This is a genomic window from Paenibacillus hubeiensis, from assembly GCF_032334105.1.
Lineage (GTDB): Bacteria > Bacillota > Bacilli > Paenibacillales > Paenibacillaceae > Paenibacillus > Paenibacillus hubeiensis.
On record NZ_JAVYAE020000005.1, the window covers coordinates 40,483 to 61,714 of the forward strand.

A 21,232-nucleotide genomic window follows, 5' to 3' on the forward strand; every position below is an offset into this window, starting at 1 on the left:
AACGTTTCCTCGTTAACATGATAAACATCACTATCATATTTCCACACAAACGTTAAAGGGGATCGGTCCATTTGAAAAAGAAGACGCCTTGGCTGGCCATGATGTCCATGTCAGCCATTCTGGCTGCGGGCACGGCAGCTTATGCACCACACACTCATGCATCCGGCACGTCTGAAGCCACTAGCGATCATGTCATTTTGCGTACGGCTATTCAGAACATGCAGGGTGCCGTTACCTGGGACAGCAGCAGCCGCAGCGTCGAGATCCGGATGGACGGCGTCCGCGCACAGCTCCCGGTCGGCTCGGATTCCATCACCATCAATGGTTCAACATTGGCTCTGGACAGCAAGGCGTATCTTCAAAACGGAACCACTTACGTTTCTCCAAATACATTGAAGCAGATCCAGAAGCAGGTGATCGCGGCCCAAAACAACACCGGCTTCGAACTCGCAGCATCGTTTCAAATGCCGAGCGGCAAAGCCGAAATCGCAGCTTCCACCCCTGATGGACAGCGTTTGCTGGTAACCGAAGCGGATGAAGGCAGCATCTCCGTATTGGACATCTCGGATCTGGGCCAAGTGAGCGTACTGCAAACCGTGAGTTTCCATGACCTCTCGCCAAAGACTGAAGTGACGAGCGTTACGGTATCCAAAGACGGCAAATACGGACTGGCGGTCGTTCGAACCGGCGATACGGACACCGAAGCGAACAAAGGCATTTTGGCCGTTGTTGACCTTGACAGCTACCGTACCGTCAAAACGTACGAGCTCGGCATCGGTCCGGATTCCATCGCGCTTTCGCCGGACGGACAACATGCCGTCATCGCCATCGAAGACGAGGAGATCAACAAAGCCACAGACGAAATCGATTACGCCAACGCCAAACGGCCTGGCAGCATCATGATCGTTTCGTTTGCTGGGGGCAATCCGCTGGAAGGCAAAGTCACGAATGTGCCCGTATCCCTGGAAGATGTGAAAGGCGCAGCCTATCCGCATGATCCGCAGCCCGAATACGTTGCGATTAGCCCTGACAGCAAAACCGCGGCCATCACCCTGCAAGAAAACAATGCCGTGGCCATCGTTGATCTGCAAACCAAAACGCTGAGCACCATTTTTGCTCTCGGCACGACGTCTCACGCGGCAGACCTGAAGGATGACGGCATCGTACAATTTACGGACAGCCTCACTGCACGTTATGAACCGGACGGCGTCGCGTTTACGCCAGACGGAAAGTATATCCTTACCGCCAATGAAGGAGATCTGGGCAAAAACGAATTCGATGACGGCGTGAAGGCGGGCGGACGCGGCATCAGCGTCTGGGATCTGCAAGGGAAACGCGTCTATGACAGCCAAAACCTGATCGATGAAGCGACGGCCAAAGCAGGCCTGTACCCGGATGATCGCAGTCCGAACAAAGGCAGCGAGGTGGAAAACCTGACCGTATCCACGGTGGACGGCCGTACCTATGCCGCCGTTGCGTCCGAACGTGCCGATGCAATCCTTTTCTTCGATCTGGCAGACCCTGCGAACCCGGATTATCTCGGACTGATCCGGGCGGCCGGCGAATCCCCTGAAGGCATTCATCGCGTGAATGGCCGCAGTCTGTTCGTCAGCGCGGACGAAAGCACGGGAACGATCAGCTTTTACGAGAAAAAGTAAACGGCCTCACAGGCCATAGAGCAGTGACCTCATCGGCATAACAACACATGAGTAACCAAGAAGGAGCGAATTCCCGTGACATCATTGTCAAAGGGAGATTCACTCCTTCTTCTTTGTGAGGAAGCTGCTCAGGGGCAGCTCCCTAGCTATTTCGAAATGTCCTTGTTGATCAGACTCTTTCGTTCGTAAATGTAATGCCCCTTTCGTTCATTCCCAGAAGAAACGACCGTTGAACACTTTTTCGTCGAGCAGCTTGAACGTTTCCTCTGACAATTCCTTTTTCATTTTGGCACGGACGGCTGCTTTATCCAGATTGTATTGGGAGGACATGCCGATTTCGGTCTCTTCGTTGTTTGCATCAAAACGCATGATTGGTGCCGTCGCATCCTTCGTCCACGGCGTCCATGCCGCGAGCTCATTGCTGCCGCCATTGCCTGGATGACCCGTGTACAGGAATTGTTTCAGGTACGCCGCCATCGCATCGGACAACGCTTCGCGGCCCGGCTTGTTGGCGTCCGTGAAGTAACCTTCCGGGAAGTAGGACGCAATGCCGTCTGCGCGGCCGGTGTAGAAGTCCATGTCCGCTCCGTGCGGCGCGCCGAGCAGCGTTCGGAGCTTGTCGGAAATGACGCCAGGCTGCGTGCCCCATGCAAAGCGGTATGCGTATACGGACGGTTGCCCGGAAAGCTTGGTCAATCGTTCGGCTACGCGCTCCGCGTTGAAGCCCGCATAGGCCTCGCTGCCGTATTTGAGCGCTGCGGCATACTGCTCGGCTTTCGTTTTGTCCGTAAACAACGTGCCGTCATTGATCGCCGGGGAGAAGTTCGGATCGCCGAAGGCAAAGCCGGAAAACTCGGTTTCCAGGCTGCCCAGCAGGACGGGCACTTTGGCATAATCCCCGCTGCCGATCGCGTCGAAGCCCTGCTTCGGAATCACCGTCCCGTCACGGAACAGATGCGGGAACGGCTCCATGCGGATGGCCGTGCCGCCGAATGCGCTCACCAGCTTATCCGCAGGCAAGCCGCGCAGATAAGCTGCCAGTTCTTCCTTGGACTGCTTGGCGATCCACGCTTTCGCCTCTTCGGCAGTCGCCGCCTTGCCTTCATCCACGAGCAGCTTCTCCAGCACGTCGCCGGACTTCTTCTCGCCCTCTTCCGGCGCTGCCGTCGTCAAACCGCCGCTGAATGCCGCGACCTTCTGGAACAGCCCCTCGCCCAGCGGCGAAATCATGGCCGCGAGCACGTCGCGCGCGCCTGCCGACTGTCCGGCGAGCGTAACGTTATCCGCGTCGCCGCCGAAGCTTTTAATATTTTCCTGGACCCATTTCAAGGCTTGAAGGGTATCCAGCAGACCGAAGTTGCCCGAATCGTCGAGGGCGTCACCGGTCTCCAGCGCAGCGTTTTTGAAAAATCCGAGCGCACCGAGGCGGTACTCCACCGAAATGATGATGCTGTTCGTTTTGCGGGCCAATTGCTCGCCCTGGAACTCCTTGGTGGACCCGGTCATATTGCCGCCCCCATGCACGAATACCATGACCGGAAGCTTGGAGCTCGTCGTATTCGGACGCCAGATGTTCAGATACAGCGAATCCTCGCTGCCCACCGTCTTGGTACCGGACAGCTGCAGGCTTTTCTCCGCAAACTCCTTCGCCGATCTCGTTTCCGTCCATGCCTCCGGATCAACCGGTGCTTTCCAGCGTAATTCGCCTACCGGCGGTGCCGCGTAAGGAACGCCCAACCAGCCGAGGGTGCCGTATTGCTCGTATGCCACGCCGTCGATCGGGCCGTACTTGGTCTGCTGCAGCGTTTGCGGCGTGAACGCCTTGGGTTCGGCGCTGTTTTTCCAGCTTTGTTCCAAGGTGCCTCTGCCGTTCTTGAGCTGGGCCTGCAGCGCCTGCGCGGTGGCCTCCGCCAACTGGCGGTTGGTCAACTCGCCGGCTTGCCCCAGCGCCGCCATGCCTTTGCCGACAGCAAACGCGGCCGCCCCGCCTGTTTCGTAATCCGTGCCTTCTTCGTATCCAAGCGCTTTCAGCAGCATGAACGCATACCCTTCTGCCGTAATCGGCGCGGACGGCTCAAATCGGTTGTCCGTTGCTCCTTGCTGCAAATATGGATGAAGTTTGAGATATCCGACGACCGGCTGCAACACTTTGCCCGCAAGCTGCGCATCATCGTATGTATCCGTGCCTTGATAAGAGAGCGCTTCCTTCTCCAGTCCGGATAAACGCAAGTACATGACTGCGGCCTGAATGCGGGTTGCTTTTTTATTCAAATACGCTGCGGTAACCCCCTGTCCGCTGCCACGGATCAGCTGGGATTGGATCAGTTTGTCGATGGCCGCGGACGAAGCGGAAGCCGCTCCGGAAGTTTCGGCCGCATAGGCAGGCAAACCGGATACGCATAATCCCAAAATGCTGGCGATGGCCATCGTGCGTTTCATTTTTTTCATTTTTCTCATGTGCAAAATCTCCTCGCTGTCGGATCATGTGTGATGTGCTGTCACCATTGCTTAAGTCAAAAACGGCTGTCCCTATGAAGCATTCCAAGGTTCGTCTGTGATCTCTCTATCTGCCCTTGTAAGCCTGATGCCCCTTCTCCTTTCCTGCGAATTTCGGCTGCGATGGGTGCTTTGAATTGTACCTCCAGGCAAACGATACTAAAAAAACCCGAATCAAAGGCAAATCGTCGCATCTTGCGCCGTGATCTGCCCTCAATCCAGGTTTTGCCTGCAATCAGTTACAACCCTTGGGTATGAGGTGAATGAAGTTTCAATACGTTGTCCCGATCCCCATTGGAAGCTGTTATGCTTCATCATTGGAAGCCGGTAACCTACAGGTATTGCCCGAATATAAGCGGTTACAATCCTGTTGTTATCGTGATGTTAGCACACAATGTAAGCGATATCAATACCATATTTCATATTTCGCCCAAAAAAATGGCCAGCAGGAAGCCGCCTTGTCCGGAGAATATTCTCCGGCATAGACGGCCTGTACATTACTGATTTCCGTTTCCGCTTTCGGCAGACCTCGCCAATCGCTCCAGCAGCTCGACCGCCGGCATGAGAACACGCTCGTCGATATCGAAAGAAGGATGATGATGCGGTGCCGGCAGGTCGCTGCCAACGATCATGTACGTTCCCTTGCCGCCTTGCTCCTGCACACGTCGGATCATGTAACTTGCATCTTCGCTGCCCAGGGCAGCGCTGTCTTCAAGGACGACAGCACGGCGGAATCCTTCGATGCTCTCCGCTTCCTTCGCCGCCAGCTCGGCCAGCTCCAGATCGCAATGAATCGGAATGGCGCCGCCGATCACCTCCACCGTTGCTTCCAGTTCATGCATGGCCGCGCTGCTCTCGATGATGTTGCGCACGCGCCGTTCCAGCTCGCGATTCGTCTCATCGCTCGTCGAGCGGGTCTCAATGACCATGCGCGCCTGTTCGGGAATGATGTTCGCTCCCGTTCCGCCCTCCAAAATGCCGACATTGATGCGGGTATCCGCCGAGCTGAAACGCGGCAGCGCATGAATGTTCAGCAAGGCCGTCGCCGCGCCAAGCAGCGCATTTCGGCCCTCTTCCGGGGAAGCTCCCGCATGGGAAGACACGCCGGTGAAACGCGCCTCCAGCTTGGTCGTGGCCAGGAAGCCGCCGGACGCGCCGCGGAATTCGCCGGACGGCACATCGGTGCCGAGGTGCATGCAGAACAGGCGGTCCACCTGTTCCAGCATGCCTTTTTCGACCATGGCGTAAGCGCCGCGCACCCCTTCCTCGGCAGGTTGGAACAACAGGCGGACTTTGCCTGCGAACTGCCTGTCGCGCAGCCGTTCGGCCAAGGCAAGGCCGATCGCCGTATGGCCGTCATGCGCGCAGGCATGCATCAGCCCTTCATGCCGCGAGCGGAACCCCCCCGCTTGCGGAACATGCTGTTCCGAGGCGCTTTCGCGGATCGGCAGGGCGTCCATGTCAAAGCGGAACGCGGTGGTCGGTCCTGCGTGTACACCCTCCAGCTCCGCCACGACCGCGGTGAAGCCGCCGCGCATATGCTGCACGATGGACGGCTCCGCTCCTTCACTTAGAGCACGCTGGTACGCGTCTTCCAACACCTCCGGTTTGGGCAGGCCCCGTCTCGATGCATCGTCAATCGCATCTTTGCCATAGATGACCTGATACCCCCATTCCGTCAATAGCTGCACCACTTTGGTGGCCGTGCGAAATTCGGTGAAGCCCAGTTCGGGATGTTGGTGCAAATCCCGACGAAGCGTAATAATGTCCATCATTTGGTTTTACCCCTTTCTTGTTTGATCTCCTGATCGGTTACAGTCTCGGATATACTCCCGGACCCAGCGGCAGGTTGAATACGTACCACAGAACGACCATGATGACCCAAGCTGCGAAGAATACGATCGAATACGGCAAAATCAAGGAATAATACGTCCCCATCTTCGCGTCCTTGCGATACTCCTGCAGGAAACCGACGAAGAGCGGCACGAAAGGCGATACGGGCGCGAGCGGAATGATGACCGAATCGGATACGCGGAAAATGACTTGCGTGAATGCCGGATGGAAGCCGAGCAGCATCATCATCGGAATGAACACCGGTGCCAGAATCGACCAGATCGCCGACCCGCTCGCAATGAACATGGTCAGCAGCGCGGACAGGAAGATGAGTCCGATAACGACCGGAATCCCGTTAACGCCGAGCTTCTCCAGCAGATCGGTAATCGTCAATGCCAGAAACTTGCCCATGTTGCTCCAGTTGAACATGGCGACGAATTGGGCGAGCGGGAATACCATGACGATGAACCCGGCCATCGTTTTGATCGGTTCGACCAGCAGTTTCGGCAGATCATTCTGGTTTTGGATCACTTTTAATTTAATGCCGTAAGTCAGCGCTACGGTAAAGAAGAAAAGCAAAATGACAGGAACAATCCCTGAAAGGAACGGCGACCCCATCACGCCGCCCGTCTCCGGATTGCGCAGAATGCCATTGGACGGAACGACCAACAATGCCACGATGGCGATAAAGATCAATGCCGCAATGCCTGCGGCGCGCAAAGCTCGATTTTCTTCCGGCGTAGGCGCTTCAAGCTTATAGATGCGCTCTCCTTCATATTTTCCCAGTCTTGGCTCCAGGAACTTATCCGTCATGAATCCGGCGACCAGCGTAAGCACAATGACCGAAACGGACATGAAATACCAGTTGTCCAACACCGTTACGCCAACGTTCGGGTCGACGGAAGCGGCTATTTCGGTGCTTATTCCGGACAAAAGCACGTCCGTGGTCACGATCAGCATATTCGCGGTGAATCCGGCCCCGACTCCCGCAATCGCGGCGATCAATCCCGCTACGGGGTGCCTGCCTACGGCCAAAAAGATGAGCGCTCCCAGCGGGGGCATGATTACCAGAGCCGCATCCGACGACACGTGGCTGAAGAACGCGATGAAAATGACGAGGTAGCTTGCATAACGTGCAGGCACGCGAACAGCCATTTTGCGCATGACCGCTTCCAGAAGCCCTACTTTCTCGGCAAGACCGATCCCCAGTACAAGGGACAGAATCGAAGCCAGAGGTTTGAAATCGGCAAAGTTTTTAACCACATTCGGCAGCAGCCACTGAATCCCTTCCGCGCTGAGCAGATTTTTGACCTGCACCTTCTCTCCGTCGATCGGATTGTGGGCCGTTGCATTAAAAAACGATAAAATCAGTGTGGCAACCATAAGTGCGGCGATCAGATAAATAAACAAGATAAACGGATTGGGAAGTTTGTTCCCGACTCTCTCGACCCAACCAAAAAGCCCTGTGTTCTCATGTCTTTCCGCTTTGACCATGCATTTTACCCCCTGACTGAGATGGAACTGCACCCGGATGACTGAACCTGTCCGCAGGAACGATCCTTGTCCCCTTTGCAGAACAATAACGCACATTTAACGAAAATGTCGCAATTAATTTAGGACATTATATAATTAATGCCGAGAAAAACTCAATACCTGTGTTACGTATTTTGACACAAAATAAAAAAACGATGTGCCGTCCTCCTTTGCTCCTGTCCTCCACTGGCGGACATGACAACTTAGATGGCATCATCGCTTAGGTTCTTGATCATTGGTATGGATTCATCTTGAAATGGATGTCCTTATATCTAACACGTTAGCCGGTACCGATTGCTTGGCCTTCCACGGCGGGTGTTCAGTTCGTTTCCGGTAATTTCCGCCAAAGAAAAAGCGGTCAGGCTGCCCATGATGCGCTGCACGTGTCTAATGGTCATGGACAGTCCGGAAGCCAAGTCGCTGGCCGTAAATTCTTCCTTGCCCATCCTTCGGACATATACTTTGATCTTCTGGAAGGTGCGAATGCTGACGCCGGCCTTGTTCAGCTTCTCCAACAGTTCAGCGTCGTTGGAAAACGTTTCGTACGCCAGCTCCTGTTCCTCGCCGGCCGCTTCCACGATCGTTCCGTCCGTTTCATAAACGATGATCCGTCCGGCTTCATCATCCTTTGCGTACTGAATCGCCTTGCGGGCATGACGCTCCGCATCGAAGGCCGTTTCGCCGAATCCGATGCCTGCATAACAAGGCAAATCCGTATCCAGTTCAAGCTGATGCAAGGTGGAGTGCAGCGAATCCATGCTGCGGGCCATGCCGCCCCTGGAGCCGTACATCAGGTATCTGCCCGTTCCGTCCTGATGCAGGGAACCATCGATTTGCTCGCAATGGTGCAGGAGCAGGCTGCGGATTTTCAATTCCATGTATTGCAGTTGGTATCGCTCCGCTCCATGTTCACCCGCCTCATGCAGGCGATCCACCTCAACCATCAGCACGCCGATTTGGCTTTCCTTGAAAGCAGAGCTGCGGATCCGTTCCACCAGCATGCGTACCGCCTGCACCGTTTCCAGCTTGGTAGAGTTGATTTTAAACACGGGGATCCCCCGTTTAAGCAAACCCTCATAGACGGCATACAAGCAGGTAATCGCCGCTTTGACGGTTCCCCGCTCGAAATGCCCGACATGGAATGCGATCATTTCCTCCACATCGTAATCGGTCGAAAAGACGTATTTGCGTAATCGTTCCTCGGGAAAGTCAAGCTCGTGCAGGCTGTCCATCAGCCCCCAGCCCTCATTTTCCGTCATATCGATGGAAATGTCCTGGATGGCTTCTTCCGAAGCGTATATAGCCTGCAGTATGGCTTTGTACAGACTTGCGCCCGTAGGCGGGCAATAAATGGCGTGTTCCTGTTCCCGCAGAACGGCCTGGGCCGCCAGATAAGGAATGGGCCCCGTGAATACCCACCCATGAACATGTCCACGGTATTTTTCGATAATGTCTGCAGTTTCCCGCGCATGCTCGTAGGGATACAGCTCATAGCTTGTTCCCAGCTCCTGCCCCTGCAAGGCATTCATTGTCCGCTCAATCGACGGCTGCGGCCCGACGATGCCGATTCGGTACATTCGCGCCCCTCCTCATCCCCAATTGGATTGTTCGTAACTACTTATTGTAAAAAGGTGAATCCTTCCCTTGAAATTGGCCCAATGATAGCAAATTATGTTCCAGAATGATCATCAACTGATCCGTCATTTCCGCTGGCGTGTAGGGCATGGATTGCACAACCCACCATTCCACCAAGCCGGCGACCGATAGGCTTAAAAACTGGATGAGAACGTCCTTTTTCACGTTCGTATGAACTTGTACGCGCTGAACCTGCTCCTGAATGCCCTGCTCCATCAATGAGATCATTTTCTTGCGAAAAGCCGGAACGCCCTTGCTCGTCATCAGCGTGGAATAGATGGCGGCATGCCGCTCCAGAAATTCGAACGTACGCAGCAGCAGAGCACGCGACTGGTCGCGGTCAGGCTCCCCGTCCGGCATGCAGCTGTCGTACAGTAACTGCAAGTACGTTTCGACGCATTCGTCCAACAGGGCGTATTTATCCGCAAAATGCAAATAGATGGTTCCCCGGTTTACGTTCGCTCGGTCCGCAATCGCTTGAATCGTGATTTTCTCGAAGCCGAGTTCCTCCACCAACCCGATAAAAGCTTCCATGATGGCTTGTCTCGTCCTTTGAATACGTCTGTCCATATGCGTACCTCTCTATTTTTATTAGACAACCAAGACCCGTTTTGTTGAATTCTCAACAGAATGCAAGAGATCGGCGATTGATCCGCTGTTTTGTCGAATGATATGTTTATTTTAGTCAACAAACGTCATTTATTCAACAATTGTTTATTCGATATAAGGAGGTTCATTTATGAACGTATTGGTTTATGGAGCAGGTGTTCTAGGCAGCTATTTGGCACATGTTCTTGCACGAGGAGGCAACGAGGTTAGCCTGCTGGCTCGAGGAAAACGGGCAGAAGAGCTGGAGAAAGACGGCCTGGTGATCCGCCACTATTTCCAGCGCAAAACAACGGTGGATCGGATCCGCGTCATCCGGAGCTTGGAGCCGGACCATCATTTCGATCTTATCTTTGTGGTCATGAAATATACGGACTTCGCCTCGATTCTGCCGATTCTGGCCGCCAACAAAAGTGAAAATATCGTCCTCGTCGGAAACAATGTGGATGCAGATGAGATGCAAACCTACGTACACGAACACAGTCCTATACCCAAAAACATCGCTTTCGGATTCCAAACGACGGCAGGACGTCGCGAAAACGGTCGTGTAGACTGTATTCGCATAGGCCCCGGGCAGATGGTTATCGGCGGGCTCGACGGGGAAATCCCTTTCCGGTCGGCTCTTGATCAAGCATTTTCGAAAACAAAGTACAAGCTTATCTATGAGGAAAATATCGACGCTTGGTTAAAGAATCATATCATACTGATCGTGGCGATGAACTTCGTTATCGTGATCCATAGCTATCAGATGAAAAACATCGCCCGCGATAGCCAGATGCTGCGCCAGATGATCGCAGCGATGGACGAAGGATTTCAGGTCCTCGAATCCCTCGGTTATCCGCTGATCCCCGCCGCACAAGCTTCGCTGGTCCGCAAGTACCCTGGCCTCATGCGGCTGGTCATGAAAATATTCCATATGCTGCCCGCCAGCCAGCTGGTTGACGGATCAGTAAATGAAATTGCGGCTTTAAGCCGCGTATTTCGTCTCTGGAAGGAGCAGACAGGGGTCCGGACTCCGCATTGGGACGCATTGGAAAAACAGTTCAACGCAAAGACGCGTTAAAATAACGAAAAAACTTTTTTTCGCTGCAGGTTGCGTCAAAAAACCAAAAGGGGCTGATCATGACCGGCAAGGATTGTCAGGCATGATCAGCCCCCTTTTATGTTTTTCATTCGCTGCGGCTTGACGAATTGCACGTATCCGATCATCAAGCCGATATATTCGCCCCACTAATCGTAAAATTTACACTTGGTTAACTTAGGGAAAACGTCCATTTATTATTTCGCCTGTACACTAGGTTCAGTACATACAAACACACACCATATTTAGGAGGCTGTATTCATGTTAAACCGGTTGAATGCCCGTGCGGCTAAAATGCTGCTCGCGATGACCACGATCGTTGCGGCAAGCATGGGAAGCACCAGCGCTGCCTGGGCTGAAGAAAACACTGCAGCGACATCGTCTTCTTCCCCGATCAAAAACGTAATCATCCTGATCCCGGACGGCATGGCTCATGAAGCGACCACGCTGGCCCGTTGGTACAAAGGCTCTGCCCTGACGCTCGATTCCATGGCAAGCGGTCTCGTGCGCACCTATTCTGCAGACGCGGCAATTGCGGATTCCGCGCCGGCAGGTACGGCATTTGCGACAGGCCACAAATCCCATACCGGATATGTTGGCGTCCTGCCGGATAAAGCGACCATGCCAGGGCAAAAGGCAATCGCTGCCGGCGATGCCAAAAAACCGATCGCTTCCGTGCTGGAAGCATCCAAACTGGCAGGCAAAGCAACCGGCATCATCGCTACTTCGGAAATCATGCATGCCACGCCAGCCGATTTCTCGGCACATTACCCTGATCGCAAAAATTACGACGCACTCAGCAAACAACAAGTGTTTAACGGCATCGATGTCGTGCTTGGCGGCGGAAGCAGCTACCTGGTACCCGACGGACGGAAAGACGGCGAAAACCTAGTATCTTCCATCAAAGCGCTGGGATACGATTACGTTACGACGCCTGAGGCGATGAAAGCTTCCAATTCGAACAAGCTTTGGGGGATGTTCGCTCCAGCGGGCATGTCGTACGACATGGATCGCGATCCTGCGAAACAGCCAAGCCTGGCCGAAATGACGTCCAAAGCCATCGACGTTCTTTCCAAGGACGAGGACGGTTTCTTCCTGATGGTCGAAGGCAGCAAAGTCGACTGGGCTTCCCATGCCAATGATCCGATCGGTGTCATCAGCGACGTGCTGGCATTCGACGATGCCGTGAAAGTAGCGCTCGACTTTGCGAAAGCCGACGGCGAAACGGCGGTCGTTGCGGTAACCGACCATGCGAACGGCGGTCTGACCATCGGTAATGCGGCTACAACGGGCACGTACGATGAGGAGCCATTGTCCACGTTTATCGGCCCGCTGAAAAAAGCCAAACTGACCGGCGAGGGCTTGGAATCCAAGCTCAATGCCAAACGCACCAACATCAAAGCCGTCATGAAACAATATTTCGGCATCACGGATCTGACGACCGAAGAAGTGGCCGCCATCAAAGCGGCGAAGCCGGGCAGCCTGAACTATGTCGTCGGTCCAATGATCAGCAAACGTTCCGGCATCGGCTGGACGACCGGCGGACATACGGGCGGAGACGTCGTTCTCTATACGTACGCACCGAACAATGACCGTCCATTCGGCGTCATCGACAATACCGATGTGGCCAAATACATGGCACGCGTGCTCGGACTGGATCTGGAAAGCACCAGCAAACAATTGTTTGTGCCTGCGAAACAAGCCTTTACGGCCAAAGGCGCGACCTACAAGCTGGACCTGAAGGATGCCAAAAATCCGAAGATCCTCGTGACTAAAGGCAGCACCAAGCTGGAACTGCAAATTTACAAAAACGTCGCCCTGGTCAATGGCAAAAAGACGGCACTGGAAGGCGTGATCGTGTATAACGGCGTTGACGCTTTCGTACCGCAAGGTGCCGTGGATTTGATCCAGTAAACGCTGATCGCATTTAATGTTCACGCAATAAAGAGCACTGCCAGCAATATGCAGCACTCTGCCTGCAAACTTTATGGGCTGCCGAATTCCTTCGGCAGTCTTTTGTTGTCTGTCGAAGTGAATTCGCTGCAGCAGCTTCGCCTCGTGATGGCCCCTCTTTCGTTTCCATGGTAGGACCACGTTCCAGCTTGTCGTATAATGGGCATAACATCCTGAATTTTCATGACAAAAAGGAGAGAATTCCCCATGTTGATTGGACTAAACTGGATTACCCTGCGGGTGCGGGATTTGGAGGCATCGCTTGCTTTTTATCACGGCGTGCTTGGCCTGCCTGTTCACCGCAGGTTCGAAAGCCGGGGACGGCAAATCGCCATGCTTGGCACGGAGAACGAAACGAAGCTGGAGCTGATCGAAAACAGCGGGACCATTCTGAAGCCGGAAGCAGGCATTTCTATTGGCTACGAGGTATCGTCGCTGGAGGAAACCATAGCCAGGCTGAAAGAGCTGGGCGTCCCGGTCGCACGCGGACCCATCGAGCCCAACCCCCGTTTGCGGTTTATTTACATTGTCGATCCGGACGGCTTCGAAGTTCAGCTTGCCGAGCATTCCTAAGAAGATCCCAACAACCGCCTGCGCGGCTTACAGCTTCATTTTGCGCATGATCGGCACGCCTACCCGGTTCAGCAGCCTGTCCAGCAGCGACCAGCACCAACGCCTTGCGAGCGGCAGATGTCGGTCGTACACGGCTGAATATTCGAAATCGGCCACTGCGCCGCGATTGCGTTTGAACTGTGCTGCACCTGCGCTCTCATGAAGCAGGCAGCCGTTCTCCTTGGCTTGCCCGATCAGGCAGGCCGACAGCATCCGGTACAGGCCGACGGACTGCGGCAGCGCCGTGTCATAGCCGAACAACGGGGTTGTCATCATTCCATTGCGGCAGAAATAACCCATGACCGCGTCGAGCCGCCCTTCTTTTCGCAAACCGTAAAGCGTCAGCGTGCCAGAGGCTTTCGCCAGCGCGATGAACGGCTCGCCGAACTGGGGATTGTCGTACGAATACTTTTCAAGGTAAAGCAGTCGGTACAACTCGGCAATTCGCGGAATGTCCGCATCCGTCATCTCCGCTTCGGAGACAAGGGTATATCCGTTTTTGGCCAGCAGGTCGTAATCGCGCTTCAGCAGCCACCGCGACTTCGAATTGCCGAATGTCGGGTCATTCGCCCGGTACAGATAAATCTGCCTGCTCGGAATCATTTTGCAGCCGGCCTCGCCGAGAGCGGCCATAATTTCGGGATGCAAGCCGGGGCATAAGGAGCGAAAAACGACGGCATGGTCCGGGAAGCGTTCCCGTACCGCATGCATCAAGGCGACCGCCTGCTCGCCCGTCATGGCAGGAAACAGGTTCGTGGACAACAGCCAGTTGTTGACGTGCACGACCTTGTTGAATTTCGAACGGCGCATCCCCCAGCCGACCAGATTCAGCAGCCGGGACAACCCTTTTTCGAGCAGCGGACGTTGAAGCAGCGACAATTCCTGTTTCGCATAACGCACATAATGCGTGTACGGGGAGCAAACATAAGCATTTTCGTATTGCGCATCGTTTACGGTCAAAGGCAGAATAAGGTCATCGATCCGGACGAGCATTAGCGTCGTCTCGACGTTTGCCATGTAATGCTTCGTGCCCTCCAGCATAAGCGGCTCCAGATATGCTCTCGCATATCGGCCATCATCCGTATCAGGCCAATCCATGTGACCGACGTCGGTCCGATCATAAATGTGCACGCGTACGCCGAGGCTGCTTCCTCCCCCGACGCGCGGTCGTTCTGCTGCTTCATGGAGGACACTTCCCCCTTTGACTCCACTCCCGTTAGTTATGTCTCGTTCCATCTTGGTTGCTACCTCGCATTTCCGCAATCATTGTATCCCTGACCGCTAAGGCCAAGGTTTCACATTCCTATCAGACACGACGAATCTTCCGGCTCATAGCGAGCATTTCTCTTTAATCAACAGGGCCAGCCTGCGATAAGTCGCACCATCCATGTGGCTTTCGGCCTCTTCTTCGTCCATATCCAGCCAATATTCGGCTTCCATGAGCTCATACATGTCAAGCATCGTTATTTCCGCGCATGCGGGGTGCTCAAACACGGCAACCATAGGTTCCGGTCCGTCGTCCCAGTTGTACCCGTCCACAACCGCATGCAGCAGTACGTCCGAATCGAGCTGACGAATTCGCGTGATGACCTCATCCATGGATTCCTCGTACAGAATCGCATCGACCCGCTCCTGTTCTTCATCCGTCAAGGTTAGCCTAACCGCTCCCGGCATCTCGAGCAGCAGGTCCGCGATTTTCGGATGGTTTCGGGAGGCATACCATGCCGTTCCCGCGATCCCCATCGGCGAATCCAATCTCGCCCCATGCTCGATCAGCAGCCGGATCGCCTCCTCCTGTTTGAACTTGACCGCCTTTTTAAGCGCCGTGTCCCCTAGTTTATCCGCGACTTCCAGGTCCGGATTTTGCTGTAACACGTAGCGAATGCCTTCGATCGGCATGCGGTGCGTCAGCAGCAGCATGAGCGGTGTCCGTCCTCGTTCATCCGTTTCATTCACGTCCAACATTGTCACGGCTTCTCGAACCTGTTCAGCGTTTTTCGATTTGCTGATTTCCTGCCAGTTCATCTATTCGTTTACCTCCTGGTGTAGGAAAGAAGGGCGATCTCTCCAGCATTTTTGACAAATTCTTCATTCTCCCATTATAGTGGGATTTCATATACGTGCACAAATGCTTCTAATGTTCATTGCGTTCACAAGGAGGTAGATTTAGGCATTTCATTCGATTTCTTTTCTGAATTTTATCCTTCGCCGGGGGACATCATCGCTCTGCACGAACTGCCCGGCGATCCATTCGACAGTTTAGGAGCTGGGCACGATGGGCATTCTCTCAACGTTATCATGATATTTCTCTTAGTACGAGTTCGAGAGAGACAGCGATACATGCATATGTGGCTCATGAAATACACATACAGTCTCGAACGCGTTGGGAATGGCCGCGAAAAAAAAGGTTTAGGCCTTTAGGGAGGATGAAAGAAGTTGAATACAAAAAAGAAGTGGTTTGTACTGCCTTGTAGTCTTGTTCTGTTGCTAGCACTTGGTATTTGGTATGTCCTAAGTTCTGATATTTTGCTAGGATGGTCATCCCCATCTAAGCAACAGGAATATTACACAGGTACAGTTGTTGAAATCGTTGAGAAAAATTCCACAATTGATGGCGATAAAGTACTTCATTCTATTAAACTCGACACGGGAGATGTGCTAAACATAACCAAAAATACGATGTTCTTTGATCAGACAAGTGACGTCAAACGAACAGAAACCGATTTTGATGTAATACAAAAAGGTGTTGAAGTCGAAGCTTGGAGTAGACAAGTCAATAATCATATGTTTGAAGCATTTGAAATAACAGCAAAATAGAAAACAAGCCTTTATCAAGGCTTCAGGCTGTCGAGACTTTCTCGACAGCCTGAGAACCGGCTCCGGCCGGTTTTGTCCTTGTATAGATTTAAAAGGTTCTGAAGTTTGTACGCTTCGTGCCCGTTATTCTTTACTCCGCCCAGCCAGTTCTTATTGAGCGCTATCCTGCGATTCTTCCTGATCGGTTACCAAATTGTTCAGTCCGTGTATCAACTGTTCCAGCTCGCCGAAGCTGGCGACCATCCGCTGAGTCAACATACGCTGCTCCTCCATGCCGGCCAAAATTTGTGCCGCCGCCGCGCTGGACTGCTCGGTAACGCTGGAAATTTCCGACACCTCATTGACCACTCTGGTGGAGGATGCCTTCATCGTTTCGGAGCTGCCCTCGATATCCGCGGCTTGGCTCAGCACCAATCGGGAATTTTGGCTGATGGTACGGAATGCCTCTTCCGTCAGCCTTGCATTCTCTTTCCCCTCTTTCAAGGTAAGGCGGAGATTTTCGAATCGATCCGTAAGTGCCTGCGTCTGTTCCCTGAGCCTGGACAGAATGCCTGCAATATCAGACGCAGATTGCCCGGAATGCTCTGCCAGCTTGCGCACCTCTTCGGATACAACGGCGAACCCCCTGCCATGCTCGCCCGCGCGTGCCGCTTCGATGGCCGCATTGAGCGCAAGCAGATTGGTCTGGCTTGCAATGTCCAAAATGCTGTCCAGCATCAAGCCGATGGATTCGCTCTCATCATTGAACTTCTTCATGTCATCGGCCGTCGTGTTGATCGCATCGTATAATTCAAGCATTTTCAGGTTGAGCTGGTCCATGTTGGCCGTTCCGTTCTCGGTGCTTTCAGCCATGCTGGAAGACAGTTCTTTCATTTTGTTCGAGTTGGACGCAACCTCGCGAATGTGCTGATCGGAGACGGCAAGCGATTCGGAAATTTCCGCCACGCTGCTGGCCTGGAATTCGACGCCTCTCGCCACTTCGGTGAAACCGATGGTCACCTCATTGGTGATGGAGCCTGTTTCTTCGACCTTGCGTTTCAACTGCTCCGTAAAGGTCGACAGACCCGATACGGCGCTTTTGACATGCTCCAGCATTTCCTCCACCCGCTCCCGGGATTGCTGCATTTCAGCCCAGCGTTGCTCGCTTTTCAGAAATAATCTTTGATTCAAGTGAGACACCATGAACAGAATAGCTCCCGTTATGGCAAGCAGGCCCGCGTTAATGGCATTACCGGTCCATTGATCTGCCGTAGCCGTCGGAACGATCAACAATTGAAGAATGTTGCCTGCAAGGGCAACCACAAAACCGACCGCAAATTTTTTGTTATCCGGATAGATCAACAGAATGGACGAGATCAGAATGCTGACCAAGGGATCATTGCTTCCCCATCCGGCAAATACGCCGCTTAACGATATAAGAACGGTAACCAGCCAGGGAATCAGATGGATATGTTTTTTCTTGGCGTTCGCATAGGTGATCCATGCCGTGAACAGAATCACGACAACGCTGGAAACGATAAGTTTCGGTTCCATAAAGGCGAGCGAGGCTCCCAGAACCAGGACGATCCATAGGATGATGGCGATTATTTTGTTTCTTTTCAAGATGATTTCATCAAAACGATTCATTCAAACCCCGTCCTTCTGGTAAAATTGAAACTGCGATTGTAGGACGCTTTCCCTTACATCGGTTGACCTAGGCCGATTCGCACGTTCCCTGCTTCTCCCGAATCAGTCCGTATTTCTTAATCGTCTATCGTTACTTCACAAAGATGAAAGCAGCGCTACATACCTAATATCGGAATGTGATTCGCAAAAATCAATATTCTGCCAAAAATCACTTCTACCCATAGCGAAAAGGAACAAGCTATCTGAGAATTGGCCTGTTCCTTTCTAAAGTTCAATGTTTATTCAACTTATTTCTGGAGCTGATATTCATGAGATTTCAAAGAAGCATTATTTGTTTGATTGCTGTTTTTTCTATCGCTGTTTCAACAGGATGTGGTCAACAGAGTGAAAGCCTTCAGGGTCACAAAGAGACTACTTCTAATGACATGCAAACAGAGAACCCTACTGCTGCTTCAACAGCCGACAAAGTTGGTAGCAAAACTCTTCTCTATTCGAAAGAGTTTAATCAACAAAAGCCTGAGCTCTCTAATTTCAAAGAAGGGATCTCGTTTAACTTATCCGAGCATGTCGAGGATTTCTTCACAGCTGACCTATCTAATATGATTAACAACAACATGGAAGCAATCGTGAATCACGACGAAAAAAAGTTTAAAGAAAACATGCTCGATGCGGATTCCATTACATTTAATATGGATTGGTTCAATTATAAATATGAAGAAGGTGTCAAATACGAATTTAAAGAACTAAATGAAATCTCTTTCGATGAAGATGCCAAGCGTATCCAAGTTGTGGTGACTTTCGATAGAAACATAAAAAATGAAGAAATGGAACAGGGAATCATGACTTACTCTTTATTAGAAGACGCAGGTAGCGGAGATTGGAAAATTGCAACTATGGATGGAAGTTGAATGTTAGTGCGGAGCATGGCTTGGGACGATGCGCGATTCTACAAATTGCCTTCCACATCGATCCCGTCCGCCGTCTCAAGCGTTTTCGAGGCCCATGCCACGAATCGGTCCATGAACGATCGCAAATCCGGTTCCTCGAACGTTTGCAGGTTCAGTTCGTCCAGCACGCTGAGCCATACTGCTTTGCTTATCGGATTATCGAAACAATGGTCGAAGCTTTCCATCATCTCTCCGCGATGCATGTCCTCCAGCGGAAAATATCGTTCCAACACCTCCAGAATCGGCACAAAATCTTCCGCGTAGATAAACAACATTTCTTCTTCTACCACCTGGGACTGAGCCTGTTCATCCATATACAATGGGGAGAGGGTATAACCGATATTCCTGCCAGGTCCCTCGTAACGGTATAAAAGTACAGGTATTTGCTTCTTTGATTGCCGTGTCATGGGCAAGTCCCCCCCCCTATCTCCGAGTTTTAACCGTATGCCTAGTGTCGCATCCACAATCAATGGATCGCTTTAACTGACCCTATCACAGCTCATTACGGCTCTTCAACAGCCACATTTTCGTCTTCTGTCATTTCTTTTAGCGAGCGGTCCAGCCATAGCTCATACCAGTCCAAAAATCCAAGCCGCTCCGCATTGCCGAAATAATGGTCAGGATAAATGCCATTGCTGTTGCCGCGGTCATCCGTCCAGATCTCGCCGTAAGACTCGCCTCTGACGATCAGATTGATCGACACCCCGCAGCCGAAATTGCTGATTCGCAGCATGCCCGCAGACCACTTCGGATCATAATATTCGTGCTCCAACGCGGCCCATTCGTCTTCGTCCTTGCTATCATCATACCAGTCATAATCCCAGTTCCATGCTTCCGTGAACAGAAAAGGATCTGAGATCGCATTCAGCTCGTCCGGGTAATCCAATACCGCATACACGCCATCCTCCGGCTTCTCCAGGCCATAGAACGGCCCTGCTCCGCCAGCGCCAATCGTCGAAAGAAACTCCCTGTACCCGTCAGGCAGCCGGATGTCCCACTTCCGTTCAAATGCTGTGATCTGCTCCTGAGTCATGACAGGCAGCATTTCATATTCGTGATGATCCGCCCCGAACAATTCAAGCTCAGCATCAAGCACTCTTAAAAGACTCCATTTCTCGCGGATGCGCGTCAATTGTTCATTCATCCAATCCTGCCTCCCCAGATTCAACATCTCCCAAAAGGAGCCCTATGTATGCCTGACTCTTCCAACATCCTGTTAAATCCGGATGCATTCCTTCCATTAATTATCATATCGTTTATTATATCAAGCCACCCGCTTCGGTTAAAGGAACTATGGAGCTATTCCCCGCTTGCCCCGGATTACCCGCATTCTATTTTCACGGATCATGCCGCATCTCTTCATTTCCTTGATAAAATTGACGATATATCCTATACTTACTTTTTTTGAATCTGGTGGAGGAAGCCATGTCGATCAACCTTAGAAGAGAACCGTTTCGTTATACTTTAAAAGAACCACTCGACTTTGACATCTATATTCTCAGCATAAACGGTGTATCTGCGCCGCATAAACCGATTCAAGCCGAATTATGCGATATTAGCCGTTCCGGATGCCAATTGTCGTTCCCGCTCGCTCTGCACGTCGAGAGCAACAACATCCGAATCGGAATGGATATGACTTTGTCCGAGGATCCCATCCATTTGGAAGGCCTGATCCGTTGGGGCCAGCAAATTGACGGCAAATGGCACTACGGCGTGCAGCTCGATATGACCGAAGGCAACAGCGAACGTTTCTATAAAGAGATGCGCATGCTTGCCGGCCAAGGCCGAATCATCGTCAAGTGAGTAACACGCGGCATGTCGCCACCCTTGATCTTAACGAAAATCAAGTCAGCTGATTGCATTTGTTGGATTCGGAGCAAATGCGAAAACCAGCGAGCATGAACACCCTGCATACGTTGAAGTCGTATGCAGGGTGTTTTGGCATTCCGGGTTAGAAACAGGTAAACGAGCCGATCTGCTGCAGATCTATGCCAGTGTACATCCAGAAGAAACCGGTCCAGCGGAAGCCGGCTACCGAGTTTCTGCCGACGAATATGGGGTACATCCAGAAACCGGGACCGCGAGTCGGCCAAATGTACGTATAACGGAACAAGCACCCGGATATGGCTCCCGGATCTACCGCGAACGCCGAAACAGGCTGCTGGGGAGTAAACGAAGGCGGCGGCGAGGTAGGAGCCTGCACGCCTTGCGGTCCGCCACCACCACCGCCAGGGAAAAACGGTGGCGTTGAAGGACCACCGGGACCGCCTGGTCCAAATCCTCCAGGACCACCAGGTCCAAATCCGCCGGGGCCTCCACCAGGACCTCCGGGTCCAAAAATTCCTCCAGGTCCTACACCAGGTCCGCCCGGTCCTCCGGGTCCAAAAGGGGGAAACATTGCCATGCAAAATCACTCCAGTTCATTAGGCTAATGC

General features: G+C 52.6%; 18 protein-coding genes. 7 read left to right on the top strand and 11 right to left on the bottom strand.

The features are described 5' to 3' along the window. The first annotated feature begins 71 nt into the window (after window positions 1–71). On the top strand, window positions 72–1,658 hold the full coding sequence (locus tag RSX24_RS15500; protein ID WP_343261093.1) for a choice-of-anchor I domain-containing protein: 1,587 nt from the start codon (window positions 72–74) through the stop codon (window positions 1,656–1,658). A gap of 207 nt (window positions 1,659–1,865) precedes the next feature. Here the strand turns inward: RSX24_RS15500 and RSX24_RS15505 are convergent, their stop codons facing one another. The 5 genes from RSX24_RS15505 to RSX24_RS15525 form a co-directional block, all read right to left on the bottom strand. Beyond that, window positions 1,866–4,115 (bottom strand): carboxylesterase/lipase family protein, encoded by a 2,250-nt coding sequence (locus tag RSX24_RS15505; RefSeq protein WP_343261094.1) that lies wholly within the window; start codon window positions 4,113–4,115, stop codon window positions 1,866–1,868. Between the two features lie 536 nt (window positions 4,116–4,651). After that, the gene (locus tag RSX24_RS15510) at window positions 4,652–5,929 is read right to left on the bottom strand and encodes an amidohydrolase (protein ID WP_343261095.1); all 1,278 of its coding nucleotides are present in this window, start codon (window positions 5,927–5,929) and stop codon (window positions 4,652–4,654) included. Between the two features lie 37 nt (window positions 5,930–5,966). Beyond that, window positions 5,967–7,481 (bottom strand): AbgT family transporter, encoded by a 1,515-nt coding sequence (locus RSX24_RS15515; protein ID WP_343261096.1) that lies wholly within the window; start codon window positions 7,479–7,481, stop codon window positions 5,967–5,969. A gap of 311 nt (window positions 7,482–7,792) precedes the next feature. Next, a complete protein-coding gene (locus tag RSX24_RS15520; RefSeq protein ID WP_236415761.1) occupies window positions 7,793–9,097 on the bottom strand; it encodes a hypothetical protein in 1,305 nt (434 codons plus the stop codon). A 37-nt stretch (window positions 9,098–9,134) separates the two neighbouring features. Further along, on the bottom strand, window positions 9,135–9,725 hold the full coding sequence (locus tag RSX24_RS15525; protein WP_343261097.1) for a TetR/AcrR family transcriptional regulator: 591 nt from the start codon (window positions 9,723–9,725) through the stop codon (window positions 9,135–9,137). Window positions 9,726–9,894: 169 nt separating this feature from the next. Here RSX24_RS15525 and RSX24_RS15530 point away from each other — a divergent pair, with 169 nt between their 5' ends. The 3 genes from RSX24_RS15530 to RSX24_RS15540 all read left to right on the top strand — a co-directional run bounded on the left by RSX24_RS15530 (window position 9,895) and on the right by RSX24_RS15540 (window position 13,368). Then, window positions 9,895–10,824, top strand: a complete 930-nt coding sequence (locus tag RSX24_RS15530) for a ketopantoate reductase family protein (RefSeq protein WP_343261098.1) — start codon at window positions 9,895–9,897, stop codon at window positions 10,822–10,824. A gap of 348 nt (window positions 10,825–11,172) precedes the next feature. Further along, the gene (locus RSX24_RS15535; RefSeq protein ID WP_438286844.1) at window positions 11,173–12,756 is read left to right on the top strand and encodes an alkaline phosphatase; all 1,584 of its coding nucleotides are present in this window, start codon (window positions 11,173–11,175) and stop codon (window positions 12,754–12,756) included. Between the two features lie 246 nt (window positions 12,757–13,002). Then, window positions 13,003–13,368: a VOC family protein gene (locus RSX24_RS15540; protein WP_343261100.1), complete on the top strand. Its 366-nt coding sequence runs from the start codon at window positions 13,003–13,005 to the stop codon at window positions 13,366–13,368. 27 nt (window positions 13,369–13,395) lie between these two features. On the opposite strand, the gene RSX24_RS15545 is transcribed toward RSX24_RS15540, so the two are convergent. Further along, complete coding sequence (locus RSX24_RS15545) at window positions 13,396–14,643, bottom strand: GNAT family N-acetyltransferase (RefSeq protein WP_343261101.1); 1,248 nt, start codon at window positions 14,641–14,643, stop codon at window positions 13,396–13,398. A gap of 93 nt (window positions 14,644–14,736) precedes the next feature. Further along, a complete protein-coding gene (locus RSX24_RS15550) occupies window positions 14,737–15,432 on the bottom strand; it encodes a DUF4274 domain-containing protein (RefSeq protein ID WP_343261102.1) in 696 nt (231 codons plus the stop codon). 411 nt (window positions 15,433–15,843) lie between these two features. Here RSX24_RS15550 and RSX24_RS15555 point away from each other — a divergent pair, with 411 nt between their 5' ends. Then, complete coding sequence (locus tag RSX24_RS15555) at window positions 15,844–16,224, top strand: hypothetical protein (RefSeq protein ID WP_343261103.1); 381 nt, start codon at window positions 15,844–15,846, stop codon at window positions 16,222–16,224. A 150-nt stretch (window positions 16,225–16,374) separates the two neighbouring features. On the opposite strand, the gene RSX24_RS15560 is transcribed toward RSX24_RS15555, so the two are convergent. Next, window positions 16,375–17,850: a methyl-accepting chemotaxis protein gene (locus RSX24_RS15560; protein WP_343261104.1), complete on the bottom strand. Its 1,476-nt coding sequence runs from the start codon at window positions 17,848–17,850 to the stop codon at window positions 16,375–16,377. 308 nt (window positions 17,851–18,158) lie between these two features. Here RSX24_RS15560 and RSX24_RS15565 point away from each other — a divergent pair, with 308 nt between their 5' ends. Further along, window positions 18,159–18,758: a hypothetical protein gene (locus RSX24_RS15565; protein ID WP_343261105.1), complete on the top strand. Its 600-nt coding sequence runs from the start codon at window positions 18,159–18,161 to the stop codon at window positions 18,756–18,758. 38 nt (window positions 18,759–18,796) lie between these two features. Here RSX24_RS15565 and RSX24_RS15570 read toward each other — a convergent pair whose 3' ends face one another. Beyond that, window positions 18,797–19,204, bottom strand: coding sequence for a hypothetical protein (locus RSX24_RS15570; RefSeq protein WP_343261106.1), 408 nt, complete (start codon window positions 19,202–19,204; stop codon window positions 18,797–18,799). Between the two features lie 95 nt (window positions 19,205–19,299). Then, entirely contained in the window at window positions 19,300–19,941 is a 642-nt protein-coding gene (locus tag RSX24_RS15575) for an SMI1/KNR4 family protein (RefSeq protein WP_343261107.1), read from the bottom strand. Window positions 19,942–20,222: 281 nt separating this feature from the next. Between RSX24_RS15575 and RSX24_RS15580 the strand changes: the two genes are divergently transcribed. Next, window positions 20,223–20,600: a PilZ domain-containing protein gene (locus tag RSX24_RS15580; RefSeq protein ID WP_236415748.1), complete on the top strand. Its 378-nt coding sequence runs from the start codon at window positions 20,223–20,225 to the stop codon at window positions 20,598–20,600. A 148-nt stretch (window positions 20,601–20,748) separates the two neighbouring features. On the opposite strand, the gene RSX24_RS15585 is transcribed toward RSX24_RS15580, so the two are convergent. After that, window positions 20,749–21,201, bottom strand: coding sequence for a collagen-like protein (locus RSX24_RS15585; RefSeq protein ID WP_236415747.1), 453 nt, complete (start codon window positions 21,199–21,201; stop codon window positions 20,749–20,751). Window positions 21,202–21,232 lie beyond the last annotated feature (31 nt).